General features: G+C 36.6%; 26 protein-coding genes, 1 pseudogene and 1 riboswitch. Of the genes and pseudogenes, 5 read left to right on the top strand and 22 right to left on the bottom strand.

Going from position 1 to position 24,077, the window contains the following annotated elements:
• Positions 1-10 precede the first annotated feature (10 nt).
• From OCV53_RS01470 to OCV53_RS01515, 10 genes are all read right to left on the bottom strand, one after another.
• Positions 11-508 carry a hypothetical protein gene (locus OCV53_RS01470; RefSeq protein WP_022374395.1) on the bottom strand — a complete coding sequence of 166 codons (498 nt, stop codon included), beginning with the start codon at positions 506-508 and terminating at the stop codon, positions 11-13.
• A 33-nt stretch (positions 509-541) separates the two neighbouring features.
• On the bottom strand, positions 542-1,897 hold the full coding sequence (locus OCV53_RS01475; protein WP_055196352.1) for a PTS galactitol transporter subunit IIC: 1,356 nt from the start codon (positions 1,895-1,897) through the stop codon (positions 542-544).
• 42 nt (positions 1,898-1,939) lie between these two features.
• Positions 1,940-2,224: a PTS sugar transporter subunit IIB gene (locus OCV53_RS01480; protein ID WP_022374397.1), complete on the bottom strand. Its 285-nt coding sequence runs from the start codon at positions 2,222-2,224 to the stop codon at positions 1,940-1,942.
• A gap of 56 nt (positions 2,225-2,280) precedes the next feature.
• Positions 2,281-2,748: a PTS sugar transporter subunit IIA gene (locus tag OCV53_RS01485; RefSeq protein WP_022374398.1), complete on the bottom strand. Its 468-nt coding sequence runs from the start codon at positions 2,746-2,748 to the stop codon at positions 2,281-2,283.
• A gap of 19 nt (positions 2,749-2,767) precedes the next feature.
• A complete protein-coding gene (locus OCV53_RS01490; protein WP_055196465.1) occupies positions 2,768-4,804 on the bottom strand; it encodes a BglG family transcription antiterminator in 2,037 nt (678 codons plus the stop codon).
• A gap of 331 nt (positions 4,805-5,135) precedes the next feature.
• Positions 5,136-6,770, bottom strand: a complete 1,635-nt coding sequence (locus OCV53_RS01495) for a putative manganese-dependent inorganic diphosphatase (protein WP_022374400.1) — start codon at positions 6,768-6,770, stop codon at positions 5,136-5,138.
• Complete coding sequence (locus OCV53_RS01500; RefSeq protein ID WP_055196353.1) at positions 6,767-7,900, bottom strand: sensor histidine kinase; 1,134 nt, start codon at positions 7,898-7,900, stop codon at positions 6,767-6,769. Before OCV53_RS01500 ends, OCV53_RS01495 begins: the two co-directional genes overlap by 4 nt.
• Complete coding sequence (gene vanR, locus OCV53_RS01505) at positions 7,890-8,591, bottom strand: VanR-ABDEGLN family response regulator transcription factor (RefSeq protein ID WP_022374402.1); 702 nt, start codon at positions 8,589-8,591, stop codon at positions 7,890-7,892. The genes OCV53_RS01500 and vanR overlap by 11 nt, the downstream gene beginning before the upstream one ends.
• Before the next feature lie 15 nt (positions 8,592-8,606).
• Positions 8,607-9,635, bottom strand: coding sequence for a hypothetical protein (locus OCV53_RS01510; protein ID WP_055196354.1), 1,029 nt, complete (start codon positions 9,633-9,635; stop codon positions 8,607-8,609).
• 86 nt (positions 9,636-9,721) lie between these two features.
• The gene (locus OCV53_RS01515) at positions 9,722-10,555 is read right to left on the bottom strand and encodes a patatin-like phospholipase family protein (RefSeq protein ID WP_022374404.1); all 834 of its coding nucleotides are present in this window, start codon (positions 10,553-10,555) and stop codon (positions 9,722-9,724) included.
• 202 nt (positions 10,556-10,757) lie between these two features.
• Positions 10,758-10,869: riboswitch (TPP riboswitch) on the top strand.
• A gap of 146 nt (positions 10,870-11,015) precedes the next feature.
• On the opposite strand from OCV53_RS01515, the gene thiC reads away from it, so the two are divergent.
• Both thiC and OCV53_RS01525 read left to right on the top strand, forming a co-directional pair.
• Entirely contained in the window at positions 11,016-12,317 is a 1,302-nt protein-coding gene (gene thiC / locus OCV53_RS01520; RefSeq protein ID WP_022374405.1) for a phosphomethylpyrimidine synthase ThiC, read from the top strand.
• A gap of 101 nt (positions 12,318-12,418) precedes the next feature.
• On the top strand, positions 12,419-13,774 hold the full coding sequence (locus tag OCV53_RS01525) for a sodium-dependent transporter (RefSeq protein WP_022374406.1): 1,356 nt from the start codon (positions 12,419-12,421) through the stop codon (positions 13,772-13,774).
• A gap of 109 nt (positions 13,775-13,883) precedes the next feature.
• Here the strand turns inward: OCV53_RS01525 and OCV53_RS12500 are convergent, their stop codons facing one another.
• From OCV53_RS12500 to nadA, 4 genes are read right to left on the bottom strand one after another with little or no spacing between them, the layout of a single operon-like run.
• On the bottom strand, positions 13,884-14,018 hold the full coding sequence (locus tag OCV53_RS12500) for an AAA family ATPase (RefSeq protein ID WP_117944070.1): 135 nt from the start codon (positions 14,016-14,018) through the stop codon (positions 13,884-13,886).
• Positions 14,019-14,024: 6 nt separating this feature from the next.
• Positions 14,025-14,882 (bottom strand): carboxylating nicotinate-nucleotide diphosphorylase, encoded by an 858-nt coding sequence (nadC, locus tag OCV53_RS01535; protein WP_022374407.1) that lies wholly within the window; start codon positions 14,880-14,882, stop codon positions 14,025-14,027.
• Positions 14,854-16,155 carry an L-aspartate oxidase gene (locus OCV53_RS01540; RefSeq protein ID WP_022374408.1) on the bottom strand — a complete coding sequence of 434 codons (1,302 nt, stop codon included), beginning with the start codon at positions 16,153-16,155 and terminating at the stop codon, positions 14,854-14,856. The genes nadC and OCV53_RS01540 overlap by 29 nt, the downstream gene beginning before the upstream one ends.
• 24 nt (positions 16,156-16,179) lie before the next feature.
• Entirely contained in the window at positions 16,180-17,088 is a 909-nt protein-coding gene (gene nadA, locus OCV53_RS01545; RefSeq protein ID WP_022374409.1) for a quinolinate synthase NadA, read from the bottom strand.
• Positions 17,089-17,133: 45 nt separating this feature from the next.
• Here nadA and OCV53_RS01550 point away from each other — a divergent pair, with 45 nt between their 5' ends.
• On the top strand, positions 17,134-17,331 hold the full coding sequence (locus OCV53_RS01550) for a hypothetical protein (protein WP_148368895.1): 198 nt from the start codon (positions 17,134-17,136) through the stop codon (positions 17,329-17,331).
• 355 nt (positions 17,332-17,686) lie between these two features.
• Here the strand turns inward: OCV53_RS01550 and rbr are convergent, their stop codons facing one another.
• From rbr to OCV53_RS01570, 5 genes and pseudogenes are all read right to left on the bottom strand, one after another.
• Complete coding sequence (gene rbr / locus OCV53_RS01555; protein WP_022374410.1) at positions 17,687-18,229, bottom strand: rubrerythrin; 543 nt, start codon at positions 18,227-18,229, stop codon at positions 17,687-17,689.
• 61 nt (positions 18,230-18,290) lie between these two features.
• Positions 18,291-18,653: a desulfoferrodoxin family protein gene (locus OCV53_RS01560; RefSeq protein ID WP_022374411.1), complete on the bottom strand. Its 363-nt coding sequence runs from the start codon at positions 18,651-18,653 to the stop codon at positions 18,291-18,293.
• Positions 18,654-18,691: 38 nt separating this feature from the next.
• Entirely contained in the window at positions 18,692-18,847 is a 156-nt protein-coding gene (locus OCV53_RS01565; RefSeq protein WP_055196355.1) for a rubredoxin, read from the bottom strand.
• A gap of 156 nt (positions 18,848-19,003) precedes the next feature.
• Positions 19,004-19,075: pseudogene (locus OCV53_RS12390) on the bottom strand (hypothetical protein); the annotation flags it as partial.
• Between the two features lie 31 nt (positions 19,076-19,106).
• Positions 19,107-19,343, bottom strand: a complete 237-nt coding sequence (locus OCV53_RS01570; RefSeq protein ID WP_022374412.1) for a methyltransferase domain-containing protein — start codon at positions 19,341-19,343, stop codon at positions 19,107-19,109.
• A gap of 86 nt (positions 19,344-19,429) precedes the next feature.
• On the opposite strand from OCV53_RS01570, the gene OCV53_RS01575 reads away from it, so the two are divergent.
• Positions 19,430-19,789, top strand: a complete 360-nt coding sequence (locus OCV53_RS01575; RefSeq protein ID WP_022374413.1) for a putative signal transducing protein — start codon at positions 19,430-19,432, stop codon at positions 19,787-19,789.
• A 112-nt stretch (positions 19,790-19,901) separates the two neighbouring features.
• Here the strand turns inward: OCV53_RS01575 and xylB are convergent, their stop codons facing one another.
• Positions 19,902-21,371 (bottom strand): xylulokinase, encoded by a 1,470-nt coding sequence (gene xylB, locus OCV53_RS01580; RefSeq protein WP_022374414.1) that lies wholly within the window; start codon positions 21,369-21,371, stop codon positions 19,902-19,904.
• Positions 21,372-21,558: 187 nt separating this feature from the next.
• Between xylB and OCV53_RS01585 the strand changes: the two genes are divergently transcribed.
• Entirely contained in the window at positions 21,559-22,470 is a 912-nt protein-coding gene (locus OCV53_RS01585) for a nucleotidyltransferase family protein (protein ID WP_055196356.1), read from the top strand.
• A 110-nt stretch (positions 22,471-22,580) separates the two neighbouring features.
• Here the strand turns inward: OCV53_RS01585 and OCV53_RS01590 are convergent, their stop codons facing one another.
• Positions 22,581-22,982, bottom strand: a complete 402-nt coding sequence (locus tag OCV53_RS01590) for a 3D domain-containing protein (RefSeq protein WP_022374416.1) — start codon at positions 22,980-22,982, stop codon at positions 22,581-22,583.
• Between the two features lie 269 nt (positions 22,983-23,251).
• Complete coding sequence (locus OCV53_RS01595; RefSeq protein WP_055196357.1) at positions 23,252-24,076, bottom strand: Mrp/NBP35 family ATP-binding protein; 825 nt, start codon at positions 24,074-24,076, stop codon at positions 23,252-23,254.
• Position 24,077: the final 1 nt, after the last annotated feature.

The raw sequence follows: 24,077 nt of genomic DNA on the forward strand, positions 1-24,077 counted from the left end.
TTAATTCCTCCTAAACTCGTTTCGCTTTCTGAGCCAATCTCGCTCTGCCTGCTTTTCTTGCTTTTGTGATAACAGAGTGTGGATTTACTCGTTCATCCAAATCATAAAAATAATCTATAATATCTTTATCATCATCAAATTCAGATACTCTAAGCCAGTATCTGCCTTTTAATAGTCCACCTTTGTCGATGTTCATATAGATCTTTGTGTTTCCTGCTACCATTCTCATAGAGAAAGCTGTCATTTCACTGATCTTATATGTATGTTCCTTGTTGTATCCACGAAAAGTTATAGTTTCTTCGCCAAGATCAAATTCGTACGGATTACTCAAGGATACAAACTCATTCCAAACATTATATACGCAAATAATTAATACAAACATCAGCAAACCATCAAATCCGGTCATCACCTGTCTGATCAGGCAATAAAGCCCGATCAGAAGTGTGAATATTCCTGGTATGGTATGCTGAATGAGATAATGCGATTTTTTATATATATAACTTTTCATAAATACATTTACCTCTTTCTGCTGTTTTATATCTTAGTTTTGTTCAGCATGTGCTGCTTTGATAATACGTTTTCTGTTTAAGAAAGCTAATGCAAGTGCGATAACACCAACAACTGCTAATGCAACGATACTTAAGTTACCTGCTCTGTAGATTACCCATGTTAAAGGGTTAGCTCCATCACAGATAGAAGAAATCTGTGTTACACCATTGTATGTAGCGGCATCTACTGTATGAGCTACAGATGTTGTAACTGCTGCAAGGTCAGTTGAAATATATAAACCACCTGCTAATACAATGATACCTGTGATGATCGCACGGAATCCGTTACCACCAACTAATGGAACGATCAGTACTAACATATATGGGATGCAAGATAAGTCAGCCATTGGTAATACTGTGTTTCCTGGAAGGATTACTGCTAAGAATACTGCTACTGGTACAAGGATTAATGCTACTGTTAATGTGATAGGATGTCCTACACCTACAGCTGAATCAAGTCCAATGTAGATTTTTCCTCTGTCAGAAAATCTCTTAGAAATGAATGCCTGTGCTGCTTCTGAAATAGGCATAAGTCCTTCCATAAGTAATGATGCCATTTTTGGAATCAGTACTAAAGCTGCTCCTAAATATATACCACTTGTTAAAATATTTTTAAGATCATATCCTGCTAAAGCTCCGATTACAATACCTAATACTGTACCAATTAAGATTGGTTCTCCGAATACACCAAATTTCTTCTGTAATTTTTCAATGTTGATGTCAATTTTGTTTACACCTGGAATTCTGTCCATAACCCAGTTGATCACGATTGCAAATGGTACATAAGCTGCTGAGAATCCGTGAGGAATAGATACTCCAGGCATTCCTAATACTTCTTCTGCTTTTGGTGCTGTGTAGTCAGCAATTACAAATACGATAATGATGTTGATGATCGCTGCAATGATTCCATATGTAAGGTTATCTGTAACGATTGCTACTAAAGAACCTGTAAAAGCGAAATGCCAGTAGTTCCAGATATCAACGTCGATTGTCTGTGTTGTGTTTGTAAGTAACATGATAATGTTAATAATCAATCCGATTGGGATGATCAACAGACCTACTGTTGTTCCCATAGCGATAGCTGCTGCAGCTGGCCATCCTACGTCTACTGTTGTAAGTGATAAATGGAATCTTGTTGCCATCTGCTGTACAGCTGGTGCAAGATATGTACCGATCAATCCTACTGCAAGGTTTAATCCGATGAAACCTACACCTACTGTAAGACCACCTCTTAAAGCTTTACCAAATTTAGCCCCTAAAATAACTCCGAAAATTGTTAAAATGATTGGCATCATGACGCTTGCGCCTAAGCCATTAATATAACTGAAAAAATCAATAACTGCCTGCATGATTTTTCTCCCTTCTTATCTCTCTTTTTCTGATAGTTTTTCTTATTTATTCATCTGTTCTTCAACGTCACTGAATAATTTATCTGCTCCAACACCAGTTAATAATGGAAGTCCTGGTAATACTGGGCAAGGCATGTTTGCTCCAACTACTGTTGTTGCGATCGCGAAGTCAGCACTCTTACCTTTTTCAGCAAGTTCTGATACCTGACACTGTTCGATCTGATATTTTCCTGAATATCCATGTTCATCCAGATATGCTGATACCTTCTGATTTGCCACTGTTGATGTTGCTACTCCTGATCCACACGCAATAATAATTCTTTTCATATTAATTTCTCCTTTCTATGTATGCGTTTTCTCATTTTTCTCTATCAATAAAGTCATTATTTCTCTACCAGAGCTGTCATAACCTCATTAATCTTGTCCTGATCTTTTGCCAGAATTTCTTTCAATGTATTCTGATCCTGACAAAGACTTATTAATTTCTGCAGCATTCCCATCTGATCTTCTTTATGTTTGATGGAAAGCATAAATAATAATGAAACTTCTGTTGTCTCTCCTTCCATTCCCATAACATTAAATGTTACTGGTTTGTCTAAGATTCCCAGACAAACTGCTGCATTGTTTACATGTTCTGGATCAGTATGCGGAATTGCTACATTGATCTCTCCTACAGGAAGTCCTGTTGGATAAATACTTTCTCTTTTTACAATTGCATCTGCAAAAGTATCTTTTACATACCCTTCTTCTTCCAGTGCAGATGCCATCTGCTTAATTACTTCCTTGTCGTTGTCTCCTGATAAAGTAACTGCCAAATAACTTTTTTCTTTGTTACTTATTATCTTGTCCATTTTAAGCTCTCCTTTTTATTTATATTTTTTGTTTCTGAAAACTGTTGATCATGTCTAAAACTGCCTGCTCATCTGGGAGCGAGTCAAATTTATTCATGTTGTTTTCATCTCCAAAAATTTTCATCATATCATAAATGGCCTGATTGATACTTTCTGCACTTTTAATGCTCATTCCTATGACGTATCTGACCGGGTCATTATAAACACTTCCAAATTCAATCGGTGTCTTCAATCTGACAAGTGAAGCCGCCTCCTTGATCGCACCTTTGCTGCAATCTGCATGAGGAAGTGCCATTCCCTTACAAACAACAATGTATGGTCCATGTTTTTTTACACTGCTTACCATTTCTTCAACGTATTGTTCTGTTACTGTGTTTGTATCATAAAGAAGTTTTCCCGCACATCTTATGGCATCTTCCCAGTCTTTTGCCGGATAATCCATTTCAATGCGTTCCTTGGATAACAGATTGTAAAAAGCTCCTTGAATATCTTTTTGAGGATTTTGTTTTATCACTCTGTTTTCCTGTTCTTCTATCTCTTCCTGCTCTTTTTCTTTCAATTCAAATACTTTTTGCTGTATTGTAAGAATATCCTGATCATCAAGCATTGGGCTTCTCACTGCCACATTTGGCAGTTTCGAATTCGGTAATGGAATAGTTGAAATTATCATCCTCGCGCCAGACTGCTCGATCTCATTCATATTGTGATGAGATGATACACTGACAATATCTATGATATTTTCTAATATCTTAAGTTTTGCCAACATAAACTGAACAGTTCCTCTTCCTGTCGCACAAACAAGTGCTACCGGAATTTTCTTATTTTTATTACTTTGTATCTTTTCTTTTTCTATCACTGATGCAAAATACAAAACAAGAAACATCACTTCATCTTCTCTAAATTTCTTTCCGATAAAGTTCTCTAAATTTTCAAGTTCTTTATGTACAATCTGAAGGATTTCAGGATAATCATTGATAATCTCATCTTTAAATGGATTTACAAGAACTTCTCCATTCATAACTCTGTAAACTGCAGATTTCATATGTGCAACCATCAGATCATACAGTCCAAAATCCAGATAAAAATCGATTCCTAACTGACCTGAGATCAAATGAATTGCTTCTGCGATCATCACATTGATATCTAATGAGGTTGCACTGTTTCGCTCACCTTTTAAATATCTTTTTCCTCTAAGATGTTTTGTGAACATCAAAATTTCTTCTTCTGTTATCTTTACATCATATTTTCTTCCAATTTTATTTAAAACAGATTTGCTGAAAGGATATTTTGAACTGATCTCTATTTCTTCTTTTAATTCATCATTAAAACTTATAAGATATTTACCCTGATCTAATCGATTCAAAATGATCATCAATTCAATGCCTGCTTCATAAAACGAATAGTCTTCCAGGATAACACCTGTCTCTTCTTCCTCTTCCAGCAGAATATTCTTAAGATTTTCAAAAGAGTTCATTGTATCGAGTTGCTTTAAAAGCAACCACCAATATACATTCAACGTATATCCGTTTTGATAATATTCTTCACTGTTAACTTCCATAAGTTTCAGAATATTTTCACGGATCTGTGTCTCTGTTGCATCGATCACATATCCAACATGTGGTTTTGCTTTTAAAGTCATTTCCCTGTCTTCAAACCAGCTTTTCAACTCCTGAAGATCATTTAAAATTGTATTTCTGCTGACTCCAATTTCATTTTTAAGCATATCCACTGTGATGTATTCTCTGCCGTTTAAAAGTATCAAGGCTAAAATTGTATGTCTCTCATTTTTTGTCATGGTGTAAGAATAGAAATTATAATTTTGAATAAATTTTTCAAACTCTTTCACAGCGATTTGGTCTTTATCTTCGATACTCAGTTCTCCTTCGCTATTCTCAAAGATTGTTGGTAATCCAGCTTCCATAAGATCATCATTGATACTCTTAATTGCTAATCTTATAGAGCGCTCCTGAACATTATATTTATCTTTAAATGCTGCTACCGTTGATTTATCATTCCAAATCAGCTCGCTGAATATTTTATTCTCTCTTCGGTTCATCTTATCACCCATTTCCCTTCGACTTGTTTTTATTATAATTTCTGATTGGATCTATTTGAAGTCCAAGTTAACGTCAAACGTTTTTATCAATTTGTACTAATTCTACGATTTATTATCTTATTTTTTGTATCTTTCTACCAACAAACGTCCAATTTACGTGGTTTGTGTTTTATTTTTTATTGTTTTAAATAGTACAAAACGATAAAATATATTGATTTTTTTGCAAAAAATAATTGCCAGATTTTGAAAAAAATCTGACAATTATCATACTTTATAATTTAATTTTCTTCATATATCAACAGCTTTAGCTGCTCAATTAATCTTTTGTAAATTACTGCTGAAATGCATTCAGTAAGTTAGGGATCATCTGTTTCTTACGTGACATAACTCCTGGTAATACTGCAATCTTATCTTCTGGTGTTACATCAAATCCACGCTCGATCACACCTTCTGCATCTGGTCCGCAGATTAATAGATGTGTTGTCTCTTCTAAGATATTTGTTAACATAAAGAATACATAGTCAAGTCCCTGTTCTTCTTTTACGGAATCCATATACTCAAGGATTGGTGCTTTGATATCATCTAATTCACCCTGATCCATAGATGTAATCTGTCCAACACCGAAGTTAATTGTATCAGCGTTGAATTTCTTGTAATCCATATAGAAAATTTCGTTTGGAGTCTTACCACTTAAATCACTTCCTGCACGGAACATAGCTTTTGCATGCTCTTCTACATCAACACCTGCGATAGCAGCTAACTCTCTTGCGATCTGCTCATCAACTGGTGTGCAAGTTGGTGAACGGAACATTAATGTATCAGAAAGGATTGCTGAACACATTAATCCAGCCATCTCTTTTGTGATCTCGATTCCCTGTTCACGATACATCTGAGCAATAATTGTTCCTGTACATCCAACTGGCTGGTTTCTGAAGTATACAGGTGAAACTGTTTCCACACTTCCGATTCTGTGATGATCGATGATCTCCATGATCTCGCATTCTTCTAATCCTTCGACAGCCTGGGATACTTCGTTGTGGTCAACTAAGATTACCTGTTTCTTGCTGAATTCTAAAATACGACGTCTGGAAATAAATCCTACGAATTCATTATCTGAATTCAATACAGGGAAATAACGGAAACGTTTCTTTGTCATCTCTTCTTTGACATCATCGATATAATCTGTTTCATTAAATGATACAATCGTATCTGTTGCCATAATGTAAGATACTGGCATAGCCTGGCAGATTAAACGGCTTGCTGTAAATGTATCGTATGGTGTTGTGATGATTCTGCAATTTTTTTCTTTGGCAAGTTCTAATACTTTATCACTTACTTCTGTTCCCATACATACAACGATACACTGTACTCCTGTCTGAAGTGCACCGATCTGTGCATCTTCACGGTTTGCAACGATCACTGTATCTTTCGCTGTTACAAACTCTTCCATTGTGTCAACACTTGCTGCAGATACTGTTAATTTACCTTCTGTGATATATCCTTCAATATCTCCTGTCTGAAGTGTTCCATCTAATGTTTCAACTACATTCTTGTATGGTGTTTTTGATTTCGCAAGAATCTCATTATCATAAACATCCATGTCTGCTTTTAAAACATCACTGATAGATACAAGTCCGATCATTTTCTTTCCATCTAATACTGGAAGAGATACAATCTTCTCTGTCTGCATCATCTCTCGTACAGATTTCAGTGAATCTGTTGGTTTTGCCCCTTTAACAGAATTTAGGTTAACATCTGTAAGTCTTGGTCTTACATCACTAACATATTTAGGATCTTTGATTCCAAATGTATCGAGAACATATCTTGTTTCACCATTGATATTTCCGGCACGATATGCTTCGTATCCATTCCCTTCCACCTGATTTTTAAGATTTGCATATGCGATCGCAGAACAGATAGAATCTGTATCTGGATTGCGATGTCCAATTACATATACTTTTTTCATTGTTCCTCCTTCTTTCTTGGCAGCCTTATTGTGAATGTCGTATACTCATTCTGGCTGGTTGCTTTAATAGTTCCATCATGAAGCTCGATGATCTCTTTGGCAATAGCAAGTCCAAGACCTGCACCACCTGTTTCGGATGATCTCGCTTCATCTAATCTGTAAAATTTCTCAAACAGGTTGTTTAATTGATGTTCTGGTATCGTCTTGCCCTGATTCCTTACAATAACATCTGCCTCATCTCCATCGATCATCCCATAAACCTCGATCAGAGAATTTGGATAGCAGTATGAAACTGCATTCCGAAGCAGATTCTCAAAAACCCTGGCAAGTCTGTCCGGATCACCATAAATTAAAATTTTATCATCTACCTCTATCTTCCACTCTAATCCTTTCTGCTTAAATACCGCAGCAAAAGAATCCATCACTTGTTCAAGTAGAACATAAAGATAAAATTCCTTCTTATCCAATGTGATATTCTGAAGATTATATCTTGTAATCTCAAAAAATTCATTGATCAGTTCGCCCAGTCGTTTCGCTTTCTCAAGTGAAATTCCGGTATATTTTGCTCTCTGTTCCACCGGCATATCCGGTGCTTCATTGAGCAAGGATAAATATGCAATAATTGAAGTCAGCGGTGTCTTAAGATCATGAGCAAGATATACGATAATATCATTCTTCCTTTGCTCACTTTCCTCTGCGATCCGTCGCTGCTCTTTCAATGTTCCTTTGATCTCATTTAACTTATTCTCCAGTGGATTCAATTCTGGAGGGAGTAAAATATGATCTTTGGACTCATTTAAGATCATCTGAATACCGCTTTCAACCTGTTTTAGATAAGTTGTAAATTTTGACATACCCAGATAAAAGCTTAACAAAAGTAACAGAAAAAATCCAGCACCAATGATCATTGTTTTATTCTGCATAAAGATCAGACGATATATACGGATTGCTTCTATCTCATCCATGCCAAGCCGTTCAAATATATAAACAACCGTTTTGGCAAACGGATCCTGAAACACCCCATCTACAAAAATATCAAGTATAAAATATCCGATAAATGCAACAATAAGGCTGATTCCCAGTGTCTGCAATATAATCCTTATCTTTAAACTTCTGTATTTACTCCTCAACTTTGTATCCAACTCCCCAAACTGTCTTGATCAGCTCTTTGTGTCCCATGACATCTCCAAGTTTCTCCCTGAGATGTCTGATATGTACCATAACTGTGTTGTTATTGTTCTTAAAATATTTTTCTTTCCACACCTGCTCAAACAGATTCTCGGAGCTTATTACTTTGCCTCTGTTCTGAGTCAGGATCCAAAGTATAGAAAATTCCAATGGAGTTAGTGTAATTTCTTCTTCTCCATAAGTGCACTGATGTGTCGCACGATTCAGAATAAGTCCTGAAATCTCCAAAGTATCTTCCTGATCAGATCCAGAACCATCGTTATATCTTGTAAATCTTCGTAGCTGTGCTTTTACTCTCGCCATAAGTTCAAGAGGTTCAAATGGCTTCTCAATATAATCATCAGCTCCTAATGTCAATCCATTGATCTTATCCATGGATGATACTCTTGCAGTCAGCATAATAACTGGAAAATTGTGCTTTAATCGGATCTGTTTTAAGATTTCAAATCCATCAATATCCGGCAACATCACATCAAGGATCGCCAGATCAATATTCTCGTGCTCTACACATGCAAGTGCATCTTTTCCATTGTAAAATTTAAATACATTATAATCTTCATTCTTTAAATATAATTCAATAAAGTCAGCAATTTCTTTTTCGTCATCTACTACTAATACTGTTGACTGTCTCATCTGCTTCCTCCTTGTTTACTCTTTACCCCCAGGGATCACCTGAAATCTGTGGCCTGTTTCTTCCTCTTCCAGTTCTTCTCTTGTATGACCTTTTAGTGCATATACAGGAACTGTCTTATAAAGTTTAAGAATCAGGTCACAAAGGGTTCTCTGTTCTTCTCTTGCATTATCTTCTAACAAGCCTGTATACGCCTCTGTAATTTCCGTATATGTTACTCCGTTTTGAATCTTTACAACCAGTGATTTTACGATCATCATAGCCTGATACTGATCATCCTCTATATTCTGCATGACAAAATCAAATAACTCTGGAATACCACTCCAATTTCCAACTCCATTTGACAAGGCTAATTCTTTGTACTGATCTTCACTGTAAATCTTCCAGGAAATATCTTTGTTAATGGTCCATTTGATAAACACATCATTCCTGTCATCCACCTCTCTGCTTGCATAGATCAGTCTTAAATTCGTCTGATTTCTCAATAAGATACCAGACTGCCAGAATACAACTCTGTGCATCACAAATTCTTCCAACTCATCATATGTCATATCTTCTATCATGTTATCCCTGATGATCTCACAACATTCATAAATATCCAGAATACCATATAAAAATAACATTCCAAATAAAATATTCTCAAGTCTTGTGTATTCTTCCATCTGAGCCTGTGTCCGATGACTCTTAAGCGAAAAGAAAAATTTGTCTTTTGCCTCCATATTAATATAGATCGTATCATCTTCATAAGAGAGAAATCCAAGAAAATGCAACTGTTCCAGTTCTCTTAAATACATCTGCGCGATCAGGCTTTCTCCTTCCATCTCCCAGCACTGTAATAAAAATTCAATTGCTTCCTGTTGCAGCATCTTCATCACAAGCTGTGGTCTATCATAAAGTTTCTCTGCAACTTTAGCTGCCAGAGATATCTCTGCTTCTCCATCATTAAAAGGGGCACCGAGTCTCTCGCACACAACCATAAGGTTCACCTGCGGATTCGTTGCGAGTTCTTCTACAAATGTTCTTCCTGATGCTTTTATCAATGACATATCTATCCTGCCCTCCTTCGTTTCAATCTTATAAAGTATATCTTATCAGACCCCTCCCGTCCAGTGGGACATTTAAAAAGATTTCTTTAAAATAACTCTCTGATCTTATCAATCTTTTCTTTCGTCATGCGATATCCCATATCATATGTCTGCTTCAATACATCAATATCCTTTTCCAGACTTTCAATTGGATATTCTGGCCTTAAGATTACTGCTTTTCCTTCTTGTTCGAGTTTCTCACAATATCTTACTGTTTTGTTATATTCGATATGTCTCTTCATTAAAAGTTCCGGCAAATGTGGATATTTTCTCTTCAGTAGTTTCGCTGTGATCTTATGGCTTCTGCTTAGTTCTTTTCTATATCCTTCAGGTCTAGTTAATACGATCAGATTCTTCTCATTGCCATCTTTGATTGACTTTCTGATCGGGATCGGATCTGCCAGTCCTCCATCATAATATGGCTTTCCATCAACATAAATCGCTGGAAATACAAGTGGTATCGCACATGTTGCACGAAGCATCATACACTTTTTGTCTAATTTCATTCCATCTTTATATTCTACTTTTCCTGTCCATGCATTGGTCACTCCAACTCGGATTCTTCCTTCGTATTCATAAAATGTCTTCCAGTCAAATGGATATAACTTATTCGGAATCGTATCATATACAAAATCAAGTCCAAATAGACTTTTATCTTTTAATAAATTTCCTGCTCCTAAATATCGTTTATCATTTCTATGATTCATAAGAATCTTTAAATTACGTTCTTTTTGTTTTGAAATATATGAAAATCCATCACAAATCCCCGCTGATACACCGATCATATATGGAAACATGATATCTTCATCTAACAATGCATCCATCACTCCGGCACTGAAGATTGGACGGAATGTTCCGCCTTCTAAAATAATACCTGGCATGTTATGTCCTCCCATCAAGTAAAAAATATCACTTTATCTCTCCTAAATTTTATAATAAGTGACACTTGTTAAATATTATATCACGTTTTCATAATAGAATGTTACATTTACTCAAAGAAATTATGAAAAGAATTCGAATTTTGTGTGAACAAAAAATAACCTTTTTTGTTGATATATCGTGCCCTCGATGGTACAATGTTGATGTAACTGAAATGGGAGCTTAAAAGGTGATACCTTAGCTGAGAGGAAACTTACGTTTCGACCATGGACCTGATACGGGTAATGCCGTCGTAGGGATTTGGATGCTATGAATACAAGACGAACTGTAAACGGGCATCAGAATGTACCTTTAGTTTGTCTTTTTTTATCTCAACATATCTATTTTAGATTTTGACGATAAAATTATAATTTAAACCGAATAAAGTCTCCCAAAATTTTATATTTTGGAGGTATACATTTTATGAATTACACAACTCAGATGAATGCAGCAAGGCAGGGAATTATAACAAAAGAAATGGAGGCTGTTGCTACTTATGAAGGAATTGATGTGAAAGATCTTATGGCTGAAGTTGCAGCTGGCACGATCGTTATTCCTGCCAACAAGAACCATAAGTGTTTAAAACCTTTTGGTATCGGAAATTCCTTAAAGACAAAGATCAATGTAAACCTTGGTACATCCAGAGACTGTTTAAACTTAGATGTTGAGATGGAAAAAGTAAATAAAGCTGTTGAGATGGGTGCTGAAGCGATCATGGATCTTTCTTCTTTTGGACATACTCACGTATTTCGTAAAAAACTTGTCAATGAATGTCCTGCGATTCTTGGTACAGTTCCTATCTATGATGCGATCGTTTATTACAATAAAGCACTCAAAGACATCACATCTCGTGAATGGATCGACGTTTTCAAGATGCATGCCGAAGATGGCGTTGATTTTATGACGATCCACTGTGGAATCAATCGTAACACTGCAGATCGTTTCAAAGCGATGAAGCGTAAGATGAACATTGTTTCCCGTGGTGGTTCCTTAATCTTCGCATGGATGGAAGCAACTGGTAATGAAAACCCATTCTTCGAATATTATGACGAAATCCTCGATATCTGTAATGAATATGACGTAACTTTAAGCCTTGGTGATGCATGCCGTCCTGGATGCCTTGCTGATGCGAGTGATATTTCACAGATCGAGGAACTGGTAACACTTGGTGAATTGACTGCACGTGCATGGAAAAAGGATGTTCAGGTTATGATCGAAGGTCCTGGACATATGCCAATGGATCAGATTCAGGCGAATATGAAGATTCAGCAGACGATCTGTCATGGAGCTCCATTTTATGTACTCGGACCTCTTGTTACAGATATCGCTCCTGGATATGACCATATTACTTCTGCAATCGGTGGTGCGATCGCCGCTGCATCTGGAGCAAGCTTTTTATGCTATGTAACTCCTGCAGAACATTTACGTCTGCCTAATGTTGACGATGTAAAAGAAGGAATCATGGCTTCTAAGATCGCAGCTCATGCAGCAGATATCGCCAAAGGTGTAAAAGGTGCCATGGACTGGGATAACCAGATGGCAGCTGCCAGACAGAAACTTGACTGGGAAAAACAGTTCGAACTTGCTCTTGACCCTGAAAAGGCAAGAAGATATCGTGCAGAATCTACTCCTGAAAGAGAGGATACCTGTACAATGTGCGGAAAGATGTGTTCCGTACGTAACATGAATGCCGTCCTTGCCGGAGAAGATGTGGACGTCATCTAATACTTTTAAGCATCCAGACTGTTTTTATTTTAGACCTCCGGCACATGTCAGATTCTATTTTTCGTATCTGAATATATATATGAAAGAAGGTACTTTATATTATGAGTAATGAAAGAAATGGCTTCTCCAGCCGCTTAGGATTCGTCCTCGCAACGGCCGGATCTGCCGTAGGTCTTGGAAACATCTGGAGATTTCCATACCTCGCTGCCAAATATGGTGGAGGAACTTTTTTATTGACTTATTTAATCCTTACTTTAACGTTTGGATTTTCATTAATGATCACTGAAGTTGCATTAGGAAGAAGAGCTGGAACCAGTGCGATCCGTGCATTCGGACATTTCAATAAGAAATACACATTTATCGGTTATCTTACAACACTGATCCCATTTATCATTTTCCCTTATTATTGTGTGATCGGTGGATGGGTAACAAAATATGCACTTGTTTCTATTCAAGGTGGTATCCACGATGCTGCTTCTGATACATTTTTTACAGGATTTATCAGTAAATCTGCAGAGCCTATGATCTATGTTCTTGTATTTTTGATCGTTACTACTTTAGTTGTTGCTGGTGGTGTCAAAGGTGGTATTGAACGTGTCAGCACGATTATGATGCCGGTACTGATCGTCTTACTGATCGGTGTATCCGTATTCTGTATTACAAGACCAGGTGCTATGACCGGAGTTGCATATTATATCAAACCAAACTTAAAAGATTTCAGTCCAACAACGATCTTAGCGGCACTTGGACAGCTGTTTTACTCTATGTCACTTGCCATGGGTATCATGGTAACCTTTGGTTCTTACATGCCAAAGAAATCCAATCTTGAAAAATCTGTAACACAGGTTGAGATCTTTGATACCGGAGTTGCTTTCCTTGCAGGACTTATGATCGTTCCAGCTGTATTTATATTCTCTAACGGAGATTCTTCTATGCTTGCGAAAGGACCATCTTTAATGTTCGTTATGCTTCCTAAAGTATTTAACAGCATGGCATTTTCAAGCATTATCGCAGCTGTATTCTTTATTTTAGTGTTACTTGCAGCACTTACTTCTTCCATTTCGCTGCTTGAGACACTCGTCGCAGTACTGATGGATAAGTTCCATATGAAACGTGGTACTGCCTGCATTACGATGTTTATTGTTGCTCTGTTACTAGCAGTTCCATCTTCTTTAGGATTTGGAGCATGGAGCAATATTACGATCCTTGGATTTGATTTCCTTGATTTCTTTGATTTTATCAGTAATAGTGTATTAATGCCGATCGCTGCATTCTTAACATGTATCTTTGTTGGTTATATCATCAAACCAAAAGAGATCATTGATGAAGTTGAAAGTTCTGGAGAATTTAAGAGAAAACCTTTATTCCTTGTTATGGTTAAGTATATCGCACCTATTTGCATTGTTGCTATTTTGGTGTTCTCTGTACTTGAAGGACTTGGATTTATCACAGTCTAAAAAAATAAATACCTCATGGAAACGCGCTCATACGGTTTCCATGAGGTATTTATTTTTTCCTGGAGGTCACTGGCGAAATTTATGTGTTGTTTGATAAGATTTTTACTTCTTAAAAATTATTTATGCTTTTTCCATCCATTTCATCGCAACATCTTTCCAGAAATTCCTGTATCATCAATGTTTTATCCACAAAGTAATAGTTTTCTTGTATTAATTTAGGAAAACTATTGGTCCCTATAGGTATGGCTTTTTATTCTACCGGATGTAAATTCTTCAATGAAATGTCCATAATAGGCGCTGAATGTGTTAACGCTCCACAAGATACATAGTCAACCCCAATCTCACGGATCGTCTTTAAACGTTCTTTTGTAACGTTTCCGGAACACTCTGTCTCGGCTCTTCCGTCGATCAGTTTGACTGCTTCTTTCATTGTGTCATCATCCATGTTATCTAACATGATGATATCTGCTCCTGCTTCTACGGCTTCTTTTACCATGTCAAGATTCTCTGTCTCTACTTCGATCTTTCTGACAAATGGTGCATAGTCTTTCGCCATAGCAACCGCTTCTTTGATTCCACCTGCTGCTCCGATATGGTTATCTTTCAGCATAACTCCATCAGATAAGTTATAGCGGTGATTATGTCCTCCACCAACTGTGACTGCGTATTTTTCAAATGGACGCATATTTGGTGTTGTCTTTCTTGTATCTAATAACTTTGTTTTATATCCTTCTAATTCTTTAGCTAATTCACTTGTCATTGTTGCGATACCACTCATTCTCTGTAAGTAGTTTAATGCAACACGTTCTCCAGATAAAAGGGCACGGATATCTCCTTTGACAACTCCCATCAGCTGTCCTTTGGTTACTTGATCTCCGTCTTTTAATTCTGTCTCAAAAACAACAGTATCATCTAAAAGTTTAAAAACTCTCTCAAATACTTCTAATCCACAGATGATCCCATCCTGCTTACAGATTAAATTCACTTCTCCCTGTTTTGGTTCTGGCATCACTGCGTTTGTGCTGACATCTTCCTGTGTGATATCTTCTTTTAATGCATTCATCAGATATTCATCGATGTTAATTTTCATCGTTACACCACTGATCATAAAAACTTCTGTCCTTTCGTTTGATTTCATCAAGAACAAGCTGTTCATTCTCTTTTTCACGCTGTTCTTCATTCTTATACTGACTTAAATCTACTTCGACTGTCTCGGCTTTTGATGGATGTTCTGTGATGTCTTTCGCTGCTGCCTTGGCAAATACAAGTGATTCCAGTAAAGAGTTACTTGCCAGACGGTTTCTTCCATGAACTCCATTACAACTTGTCTCACCAACTGCATATAAATGATCCATAGATGTCTTACTGTCTAAATTAACCTTAATTCCACCCATAAAATAATGTTGTGCTGGTGTTACTGGAATTGGTTCTTTCGTCATATCATATCCTTCATCTAAACACTGTTTGTAGATATTAGGAAATCTATGTTTGATCCTCTCTCCGTCTAAATGTGTCACTGTAAGATACACATGATCGCTTCCGTCTTTCTTCATCTGTTTACAGATCTCACCTGTTACAACATCTCTTGGCTGTAATTCATCTGTAAAACGTTCTCCATCTTTATTTAACAGGTAAGCCCCTTCTCCTCTGACTGATTCAGAGATTAAGAATCTTCTTCCTGGCTTCTTTGAATAAAATGTTGTTGGATGGATCTGGATATAGTTAATATTCTCCAGTGTCACATTATGACGCAGACAAATAGCCAGACTGTCTGCTGTCAGATGTCTGAAGTTTGTGGAATGTTTAAATAATCCTCCCAGTCCTCCAGTTGCAAGAACTGTATCTGGAGCTTCGATCGTATCGAAATTACCATCTTGATCTTTATATACGATACCTTTACATTCTCCATCTTTCTCAATGATATCGATCATCATACAGTTTTCCATGATCGTGATATTATCGCGTTTCTTTGCCTCTTCGTATAAATGGCTTGTGATCTCTTTTCCTGTCAGGTCTTCGTGATGAAGTATGCGGAATGTAGAATGTCCACCTTCTCTTGTAAATTCGATCTCTCCATCTTTCAGGTCAAATCTTACACCAAAATCTTTCAGATCCTGAATGATCTGTGGTGATTCTTTGATCATCTTCTCGACGGCACCTTTGTCGTTCTCATAATGTCCGGCCTTCATAGTGTCTTCGAAATAAGAATCATAGTCTTCTGGATTCTTCAATGCAGAGATTCCACCCTGCGCTAAGAAGGAGTCACTCTCCTCAACTGTCTTCTTAGTAATAACGATTACTTTGTAATCCTGTGGAAGAAATAATGCATTAAATAGTCCTGCCGCACCGCTTCCTACAATGATCACATCTGCTGTTTTCATAATTCTCTTTGTCCCTTTCTTGTCTTACTGTGCGATTCTTAACATCTCGTCTAATGCTTTCTTAGCATTTAATCGCAGATCTTCTGGTAATTCTACCTGATTCTTCATGTCTCTTAATGTGTCTCTTACATTCTCTAAACTGATACGCTTCATATTTGGGCAGAACTGACGATGTCCTACAGAGTAGAATGTCTTTCCTGGATTCTTCTGTTTTAATTCATATAAAACACCCATCTCTGTACAAATGATAAATACGTCCTTATCAGATGCTGTTGCGTAATCAATGATTCCTGATGTACTTCCTACATAATCTCCTAAAGCAACAACGTCTGGTGTACATTCTGGATGTACTAAAACTTCTGCTTCTGGATGTACTTCTTTGGCTTTCTTGACATTCTCAGCTGTGATACTTCTATGTACATGGCAGAATCCATCATTGTAAATGAAGTTCTTCTCTGGAAGTTTGCTTCCGATATAACGTCCAAGATTCTCATCTGGTACGAAGAAAATATTCTTCTGTGGAAGTGCTGTTACAACTTTCAGTGCATTGGATGAAGTTACACAGACATCAGAATGTGCTTTGATCTCTGCTGTAGAGTTAATATAACAGACAACAGCAAGATCCTCATATTTTTTACGCATCTCTTCAATCTTCTCTACATCAACCATATGAGCCATTGGACAATCTGCCTTCTGGTCTGGCATGATAACTGTTCGGTCTGGATTTAAGATCTTGGCACTCTCACCCATGAAATTTACTCCTGCAAAACAGATCACATCTTTAGATTCTTTTAATGCAACCTTTGCAAGGTAGTAAGAATCACCAACATAATCAGCAATCTCCTGAACCGCATCGTCTACATAATAATGTGCTAGTAAAACAGCATTTCTTTCTTTTTTTAATTGTTCAATCTCTTTTTTTAAATTTTCCATCTTTCTCTCCTTGTTATTAAACTTAAATATACCACGAGAAATACGTTGATTCAAGTATTTATCGCAAAGTACGAGCAGAACATTTGTAAAATTGTGATTGAACTAAATCGCTGTGATCGGTGGACACTCCTTTCAGAACGTGCTCTGGAATTATTGAAAGAATACTGGAAAAGTTATCCGATAAAAAGAGACCATCTGTTTGTTTCTTTGGATGTTCCTCATGATCCATTAAAAATAAGATAAGAATATAACAAATACCAGCCCTGAAATTACTTCTGTTGAAGTTGTTTCATGACTGGTATTTTAGATTCTTTTTAATGAATTTTCCTTAATTGCCTATTAGAACCTTTTTCCCTTCAAATGCAAATCCGTAATGTCTGATATTTACCTTTGATATTTCCATGTAACATTGCTTTGATAAATGCATTATAGTTTGATCCTGTATACTGAAACCATCCAGCAAACATCTCTGAGAACATACCATTTAACATACACACTGTATAGTGGTTTCGATAGACTTCTGTTTTATGTGACTGAAATAAGATAACAAGAAATATTTCAGTTACATATACGAAAGACTACCGTCGCAAATCATAATTTAGTAATTTTCTTCATGTACCTCAAAATAGCTCTGTGGATGTGCACATACAGGACATACTTCTGGAGCTTTCGTTCCAACTACGATATGTCCGCAATTGCGACATTCCCATACTTTTACTTCACTCTTTTCAAATACCTGTGAAGTCTCAATATTCTTAAGAAGCGCACGATATCTTTCTTCATGATGTTTCTCAATCTCTCCAACTGCTCTGAATTTGGCAGCTAATTCAGGGAATCCTTCTTCTTCTGCAGTTTTTGCAAATCCTTCATACATATCTGTCCACTCGTAATTTTCCCCTTCTGCAGCTGAGGCAAGATTTTCTTTTGTATCTCCGATTCCTGCTAATTCTTTAAACCACATCTTGGCATGTTCTTTTTCGTTATTCGCTGTCTTAAGAAATAGTGCAGACATCTGCTCATATCCTTCTTTCTTTGCAACAGATGCGAAATAAGTATACTTATTTCTTGCCTGTGATTCTCCTGAAAATGCTTCTAATAAATTCTTCTCTGTCTGTGTTCCTGCATATTTATTAACTCCCATGCTTGTTTCCTCCTTAATGGTTCATTTAAATTACTCTATATTTCCCCAAAATTTATGATTTCTATTCATTAGATTTCCATAATCCATGCAGATTACAATATTCATATGCGGCTACAAATTCATCCCCGTCAGCTAAAGTAAATACTGCCTCTGGTTTATCTCCTGGTGCAAATTTATGCAACTGCCCACCATTCTTTGTTTCAATATATACACCCATAATATAATGCTCTGGAAGCATTGGGTGCTCTACGGAAGATACAGCTACTGTGATCTTATTTCCATCCTGTGTAACGACTGGTACATGTTTTTCAACTGCTGCATCGGTTGTATTTGCCTTTAAACTTCTTAAATTCTCTACGGAGCTTCCTGCTCCAAATAATTCTAATAATACAGTTCTGTCTTCTGAACGATAAAATTTAGCCATAACTTCTTCCCCCTTCTATTACAATATATCTATAAAAACTATTCTTCTGAAAACTGATCTTTCCCTACAAAACATAATGGACATTCAAAATCTTCTGGGACATCTTCCCATTTTGTTCCTGGAGCGATTCCTCCTTCTGGATATCCTTTTTCTTCATCATATTCCCATCCACATACATCACATACGTATTTCATAGATTTGTCCTCCTTGTTTATAAATTAGTAATGATTACTGTTATTATGTTTATATAATAATATATGCGAGAAAAAATGTCAATAAAAATTTTAATTTTGTGTGTATGGAGAATAGTATTGGATAGGAATTAAGGTTTTCTTGTTATCTTATTTCAGTCACATATACGAAAGACTACCATCGCAAATCAAAATTTCACCTTTTCTTAATACTCGATACGCATTATCAAAAAAGTCTTGTGGATTAGGGTAATGATGAAAACTATTTGTAGATCATTTCTGGTGTTAGATCTAATCCTGTATATAGTTTATCTGGATATTTTTCGCATAGGATTTCAATCATTGGTCCTGTTCCACAGCCACAGTCAAGGACATCATTGAATTTTTTGTTTTTTAATTCTTTTAAAACTTTTGGATAATCATATTTACACATTTCATAAATTCCTGATTTACCAGAATCGTAGATTTTTGCTGCTTTTGTGAATTCCTTAATGGACATTTAATAGTAACCTCTTGTATAATACTAATATATAATTATCAATATACAAAGTTACTGAACATTCAAACAATAAGGAGGTAACAATTATGGCAGGTAAGATTACAAAAGTATTTAACGCAGCCGATCAGATTCAAGCCGAGGTGATTCATGATCATTTAAAGCAAAATGGAATTGAAAGCATCTCCAAACAGCCTGGAACAGGAGAATATATGAACATTGCGATGGGGTATTCTGTTTATGGAACGGATATTTATGTCCGGGAAGATCAGAAAGCGAAAGCTGAAGCTTTGATCAATGAATTATTGTATGATAGTGACTACGACACATCAACTGATGAAGAAATTAAATTGCCTTGGTGGCAGAATAAAGCGATCGTTGCAAAATGTATTTTAGGATTTTTTGTACTTGTCATTATTGTTATGATTGCAAATCAGATTTTACAATAAAATGATAGATTTAAAAAAGAACAGATATGTTTTAGAATTTATTGAAATCCTTATGCATATCTGTTCTTTCTTATGATTCATTATTTATATTTCGTTAATTGTTGCCTTATGATCAGTCAAATTTCTGAAATACACCCTTAAGTGCCGGATATATCTTTCTAAATTGCTGATACTTTGCCTCATACTTCGCAACAAGCTCCTCGTCAGGTTCCACCGTATCCACAACTTTCACAAGCTTGTCAGCTGCTTCCTGTACGCTTTCGTATTCTCCGCATCCAACGGCTGCAAGCATTGCTCCTCCATATCCTGGACCTTCTTCGCTTTCAATCACGTCAACTTTCAGGTTCATTACATTCGCAATAATCTTCTTCCATAATGGACTCTTGGCTCCGCCGCCACAGATCTTTGTACGTTCAATCTTGATTCCAAGGCTTCTTGCAACTTCTAGAGAATCACGCAATCCAAATGCAACTCCTTCTAACACTGCCTGTGTCATTTCTTCTCTTGTTGTATCCATGGACATTCCAATAAATGTTGCTCTGGCTTTTGGATCGTTGTGTGGGGACCTTTCTCCCATAAGGTATGGAAGATAGAATACATGGTTTTCTCCAAGCTTTGTAATGCCTTCTTGTTCTTTGCTGTATTCTTTTGTCTTTAAGATTTCATCCATCCACCATTTGTTGCAGGACGCTGCGCTTAACATACATCCCATCAGGTGATAATATCCGTCTGCATGATCAAAGGAATGCAGGGCATTATTGGAATCTACGCCAAATGTCTTGCTGGAAATGAAGATCGTTCCAGATGTTCCAAGAGAAATGTTGCACATTCCATCTCCGACGGTTCCTGTTCCTACCGCTGCTGCCGCATTGTCTCCAGCTCCTGCGATGATCTTGACTTCTTTGGATAGCCCAAGTTCATTTGCAATATCTTCTTTTAACGTTCCGACTACTTCATAACTTTCAAATAATTTTGGAAGTTGTTCTTCACTGACTCCACAGATTTCCAGCATCTGTTTTGACCAGCATTTATTTTTGACATCTAATAATAACATTCCTGATGCATCCGAATAGTCCGTACAAAATGTTCCAGATAATTTATATGCCAGATAGTCTTTTGGCAACATGATCTTTTGGATCTTATTAAAATTGTCTGGTTCATTTTCACGCATCCACAGGATTTTTGGTGCTGTAAATCCTGCGAAAGCAATATTGGCTGTGCATTCGGATAATTTGTCTTTTCCGATCTCATTATTTAAATAATCTGTCTGTTTCTGTGTACGTCCGTCATTCCATAGGATCGCAGGACGGATCACATTATCATTTTCATCTAGGACTACGAGTCCATGCATCTGTCCTCCAAAACTGATTCCTGAAACCTGTGACTTATCGCATTCACTGATCAGTTCTTTGATTCCTTCCATTGACTGTGTGTACCAGTCTTCTGGTTTCTGCTCGGACCATCCTGGATGTGGAAAATACAAGTCATATTCTTTGGAAACGATTTTCTTGATTCCGCCTTTTTCATCCATTAATAATAATTTGACTGCAGATGTCCCGAGGTCTACACCAATATACAACATAAAAGTCCTCCTATTTTATACCCAAAATTTTTTTCATGCATTATCTTATAACAAAATTATACAATAAATTCTGCATATCTGAAATATGTATTTGTCCATTCTATCTCATTATTTTTTCTTTCTCTTTCCATCTATTACATCTTGCGTTATACTTATTTTAGTTTAAAAATTAGAAGGGAGTTTTTTCATGAAAAAACCAGCATTAGTAATTCTGGCTGCCGGTATGGGAAGCCGTTATGGAGGATTAAAACAGATGGACCCTATGGATCCGATGGGACATGCGATCATTGATTATTCAATCTATGATGCAAAACGTGCAGGATTCGGTAAGGTTGTCTTTGTCATAAAGAAAGCAATTGAGAAAGACTTTAAAGAAACTATCGGAGCACGAGTTCCAGAAGGAATGGAAGTATGTTATGCATATCAGGAAGTTGATGCATTACCAAAAGGTTACAATGTACCAGAAGGACGTGTAAAGCCTTGGGGAACTGCACATGCTGTTTTATGTGCGAAGCCATTTATCAATGAACCTTTTGCCGTGATCAATGCAGATGACTATTATGGAGTGGATGGATATAAAGTAATGGCTGATTTCCTTACAAGCCACGAAGAGGAAGACGGAAAAGCACCATTTGCAATGGTGGGATATCATCTTGGAAATACTGTGACAGAGAATGGTTATGTATCAAGAGGTGTCTGTGAAGTCGATGACAACCACCAGTTAGTTTCTATTACAGAACGAACACATATTGAAAAACGTGAGGATCACGCAGAATTTACAGAAGATGATGGAGCGACTCGGACATCACTACCATTTAATACTTTAGTATCTATGAACTTCTTTGGATTCCAGCCTATGATCATGGATGAGTTGGAAAAAGGATTTCCTGCTTTTCTTGATAAAGCGATCAAAGAAAATCCATTAAAGGGTGAATATTTTATTCCTAGTGTCGCAAGCGATTTGCTTCATAGTGGAAAAGCATCCTTAGAAGTTCTTGTATCGAAAGATCAGTGGTATGGTGTTACATATCCTGAAGATAAGCAAAGTGTCATTGATGCTTTAGCAAAATTGAGAGATGATGGGGTTTATAAGTTTTAATTTATCTTCCGTTAACGAATATAAAAATATCAGCCAGCTTCGTGTGGAATTATCTTTCCTGCCAAGCTGGCTGATATTTTAACGCTATATATTTTATTATCATTCGTATATTATTTTACCTTATAAACTTTAACACCTTTTTTCTTACCGAACTTCATTGTCTGTTTATGTGAACTAAAGAATACATCAATATGTTTTCCTTTTACTCCACCACCAACGTCTTCGGCTACATATGTTTTTCCTTTGATTTTTACTTTTGTTCCTAATTTAATCTTTCTTCTATCTACAGCAATGGTTCTTCCCTGTTTTGCTTTCTTTCCGGAAGCTGTTCTTGTTCCCCATTTTCCACTGCATTTCTTACATCCGCAGTAGGCTGTTAATTTATATTTTCCTAAATACTGTACTTTGTTACTTTTTGCTTCTGTTGAAGTTGATCCTGTAAAGATAAATCCTGATGCTACTACCAGCATTGTGATTACTACTAACAATTTCTTCTTCATGACTTTCAGCATATAAACCTCTTTCTGTGCTCAATAGTTTCTTAAACTTCGAAACATTTTTGTAACAATTTCGAAATCTATGTTTCATACTTTACTGCATATATGTAAAAATGTCAACCTTTGCATTAAAAAAAGAACAATATATTTACAATATTTGTAAGTTAGTTGTTACGAATATATTGAGGTACTTATGAACTCTATATATAATAGAGTATAGAAGCAATACAAAAAAGAAGGCATAAATTACATAAATCTATGCCTTCTCTGTATTCACATACTTCTTATAAAATGACGTCCATGACGCCATCAAGATAGATATTCTCTACATCTTCGATCAGCCCTGCATCGCATGCTTCTGTTAGTTTTGGATCGATTGGCAGTTTGCCTAGCACTGGGATATCAAATTTCTCTGAAATCTCTTCAATATGGCTGTCCCCAAATACTTTGATCTCTTTGCCACAATCTGGACATTTGATGTAACTCATATTCTCAACAAGTCCCAACACTGGTACATTCATCATATTGGCCATATTCACAGCTTTCTCTACGATCATTCCTACCAGCTCCTGTGGTGTTGCAACTACAACGATTCCATCTAATGGAATAGACTGGAACACTGTTAGCGGAACTTCTCCTGTTCCTGGTGGCATGTCTACAAACATAACGTCAATATCTTTCCATAATGTCTTACCCCAGAACTGTTTGACAACATCTGCTACAACGGGTCCTCTCCAGATAACTGGCTGTGTCTCTTCTTCTAACATCAGATTCAGAGATACAACTTCAATTCCAAAATTAGTCATTGCTGGAAGAATGATTCCTTCTGCATTACCTAGTAATCTTTCATGAAGTCCAAATGCCTGTGGGATTGATGGTCCTGTTACGTCTGCATCAAGAATTGCTGTGTGCAATCCCTTTCTCATTGCTGCTACTCCTAAAAGAGAAGTTGTCATTGATTTACCTACGCCACCTTTTCCACTGACGATACCAATAACTTTCTTTACTTTACTTTCTCTATATAATGGTTCAAGAAAATCTGTCTTCTCCTGTGTTCTGCTTGAACAGTTTGAACTACAACTGCTGCAGTCATGACTACATTCACTCATT

This window comes from Anaerostipes amylophilus (assembly GCF_025567365.1).
Taxonomy (GTDB): domain Bacteria; phylum Bacillota; class Clostridia; order Lachnospirales; family Lachnospiraceae; genus Anaerostipes; species Anaerostipes amylophilus.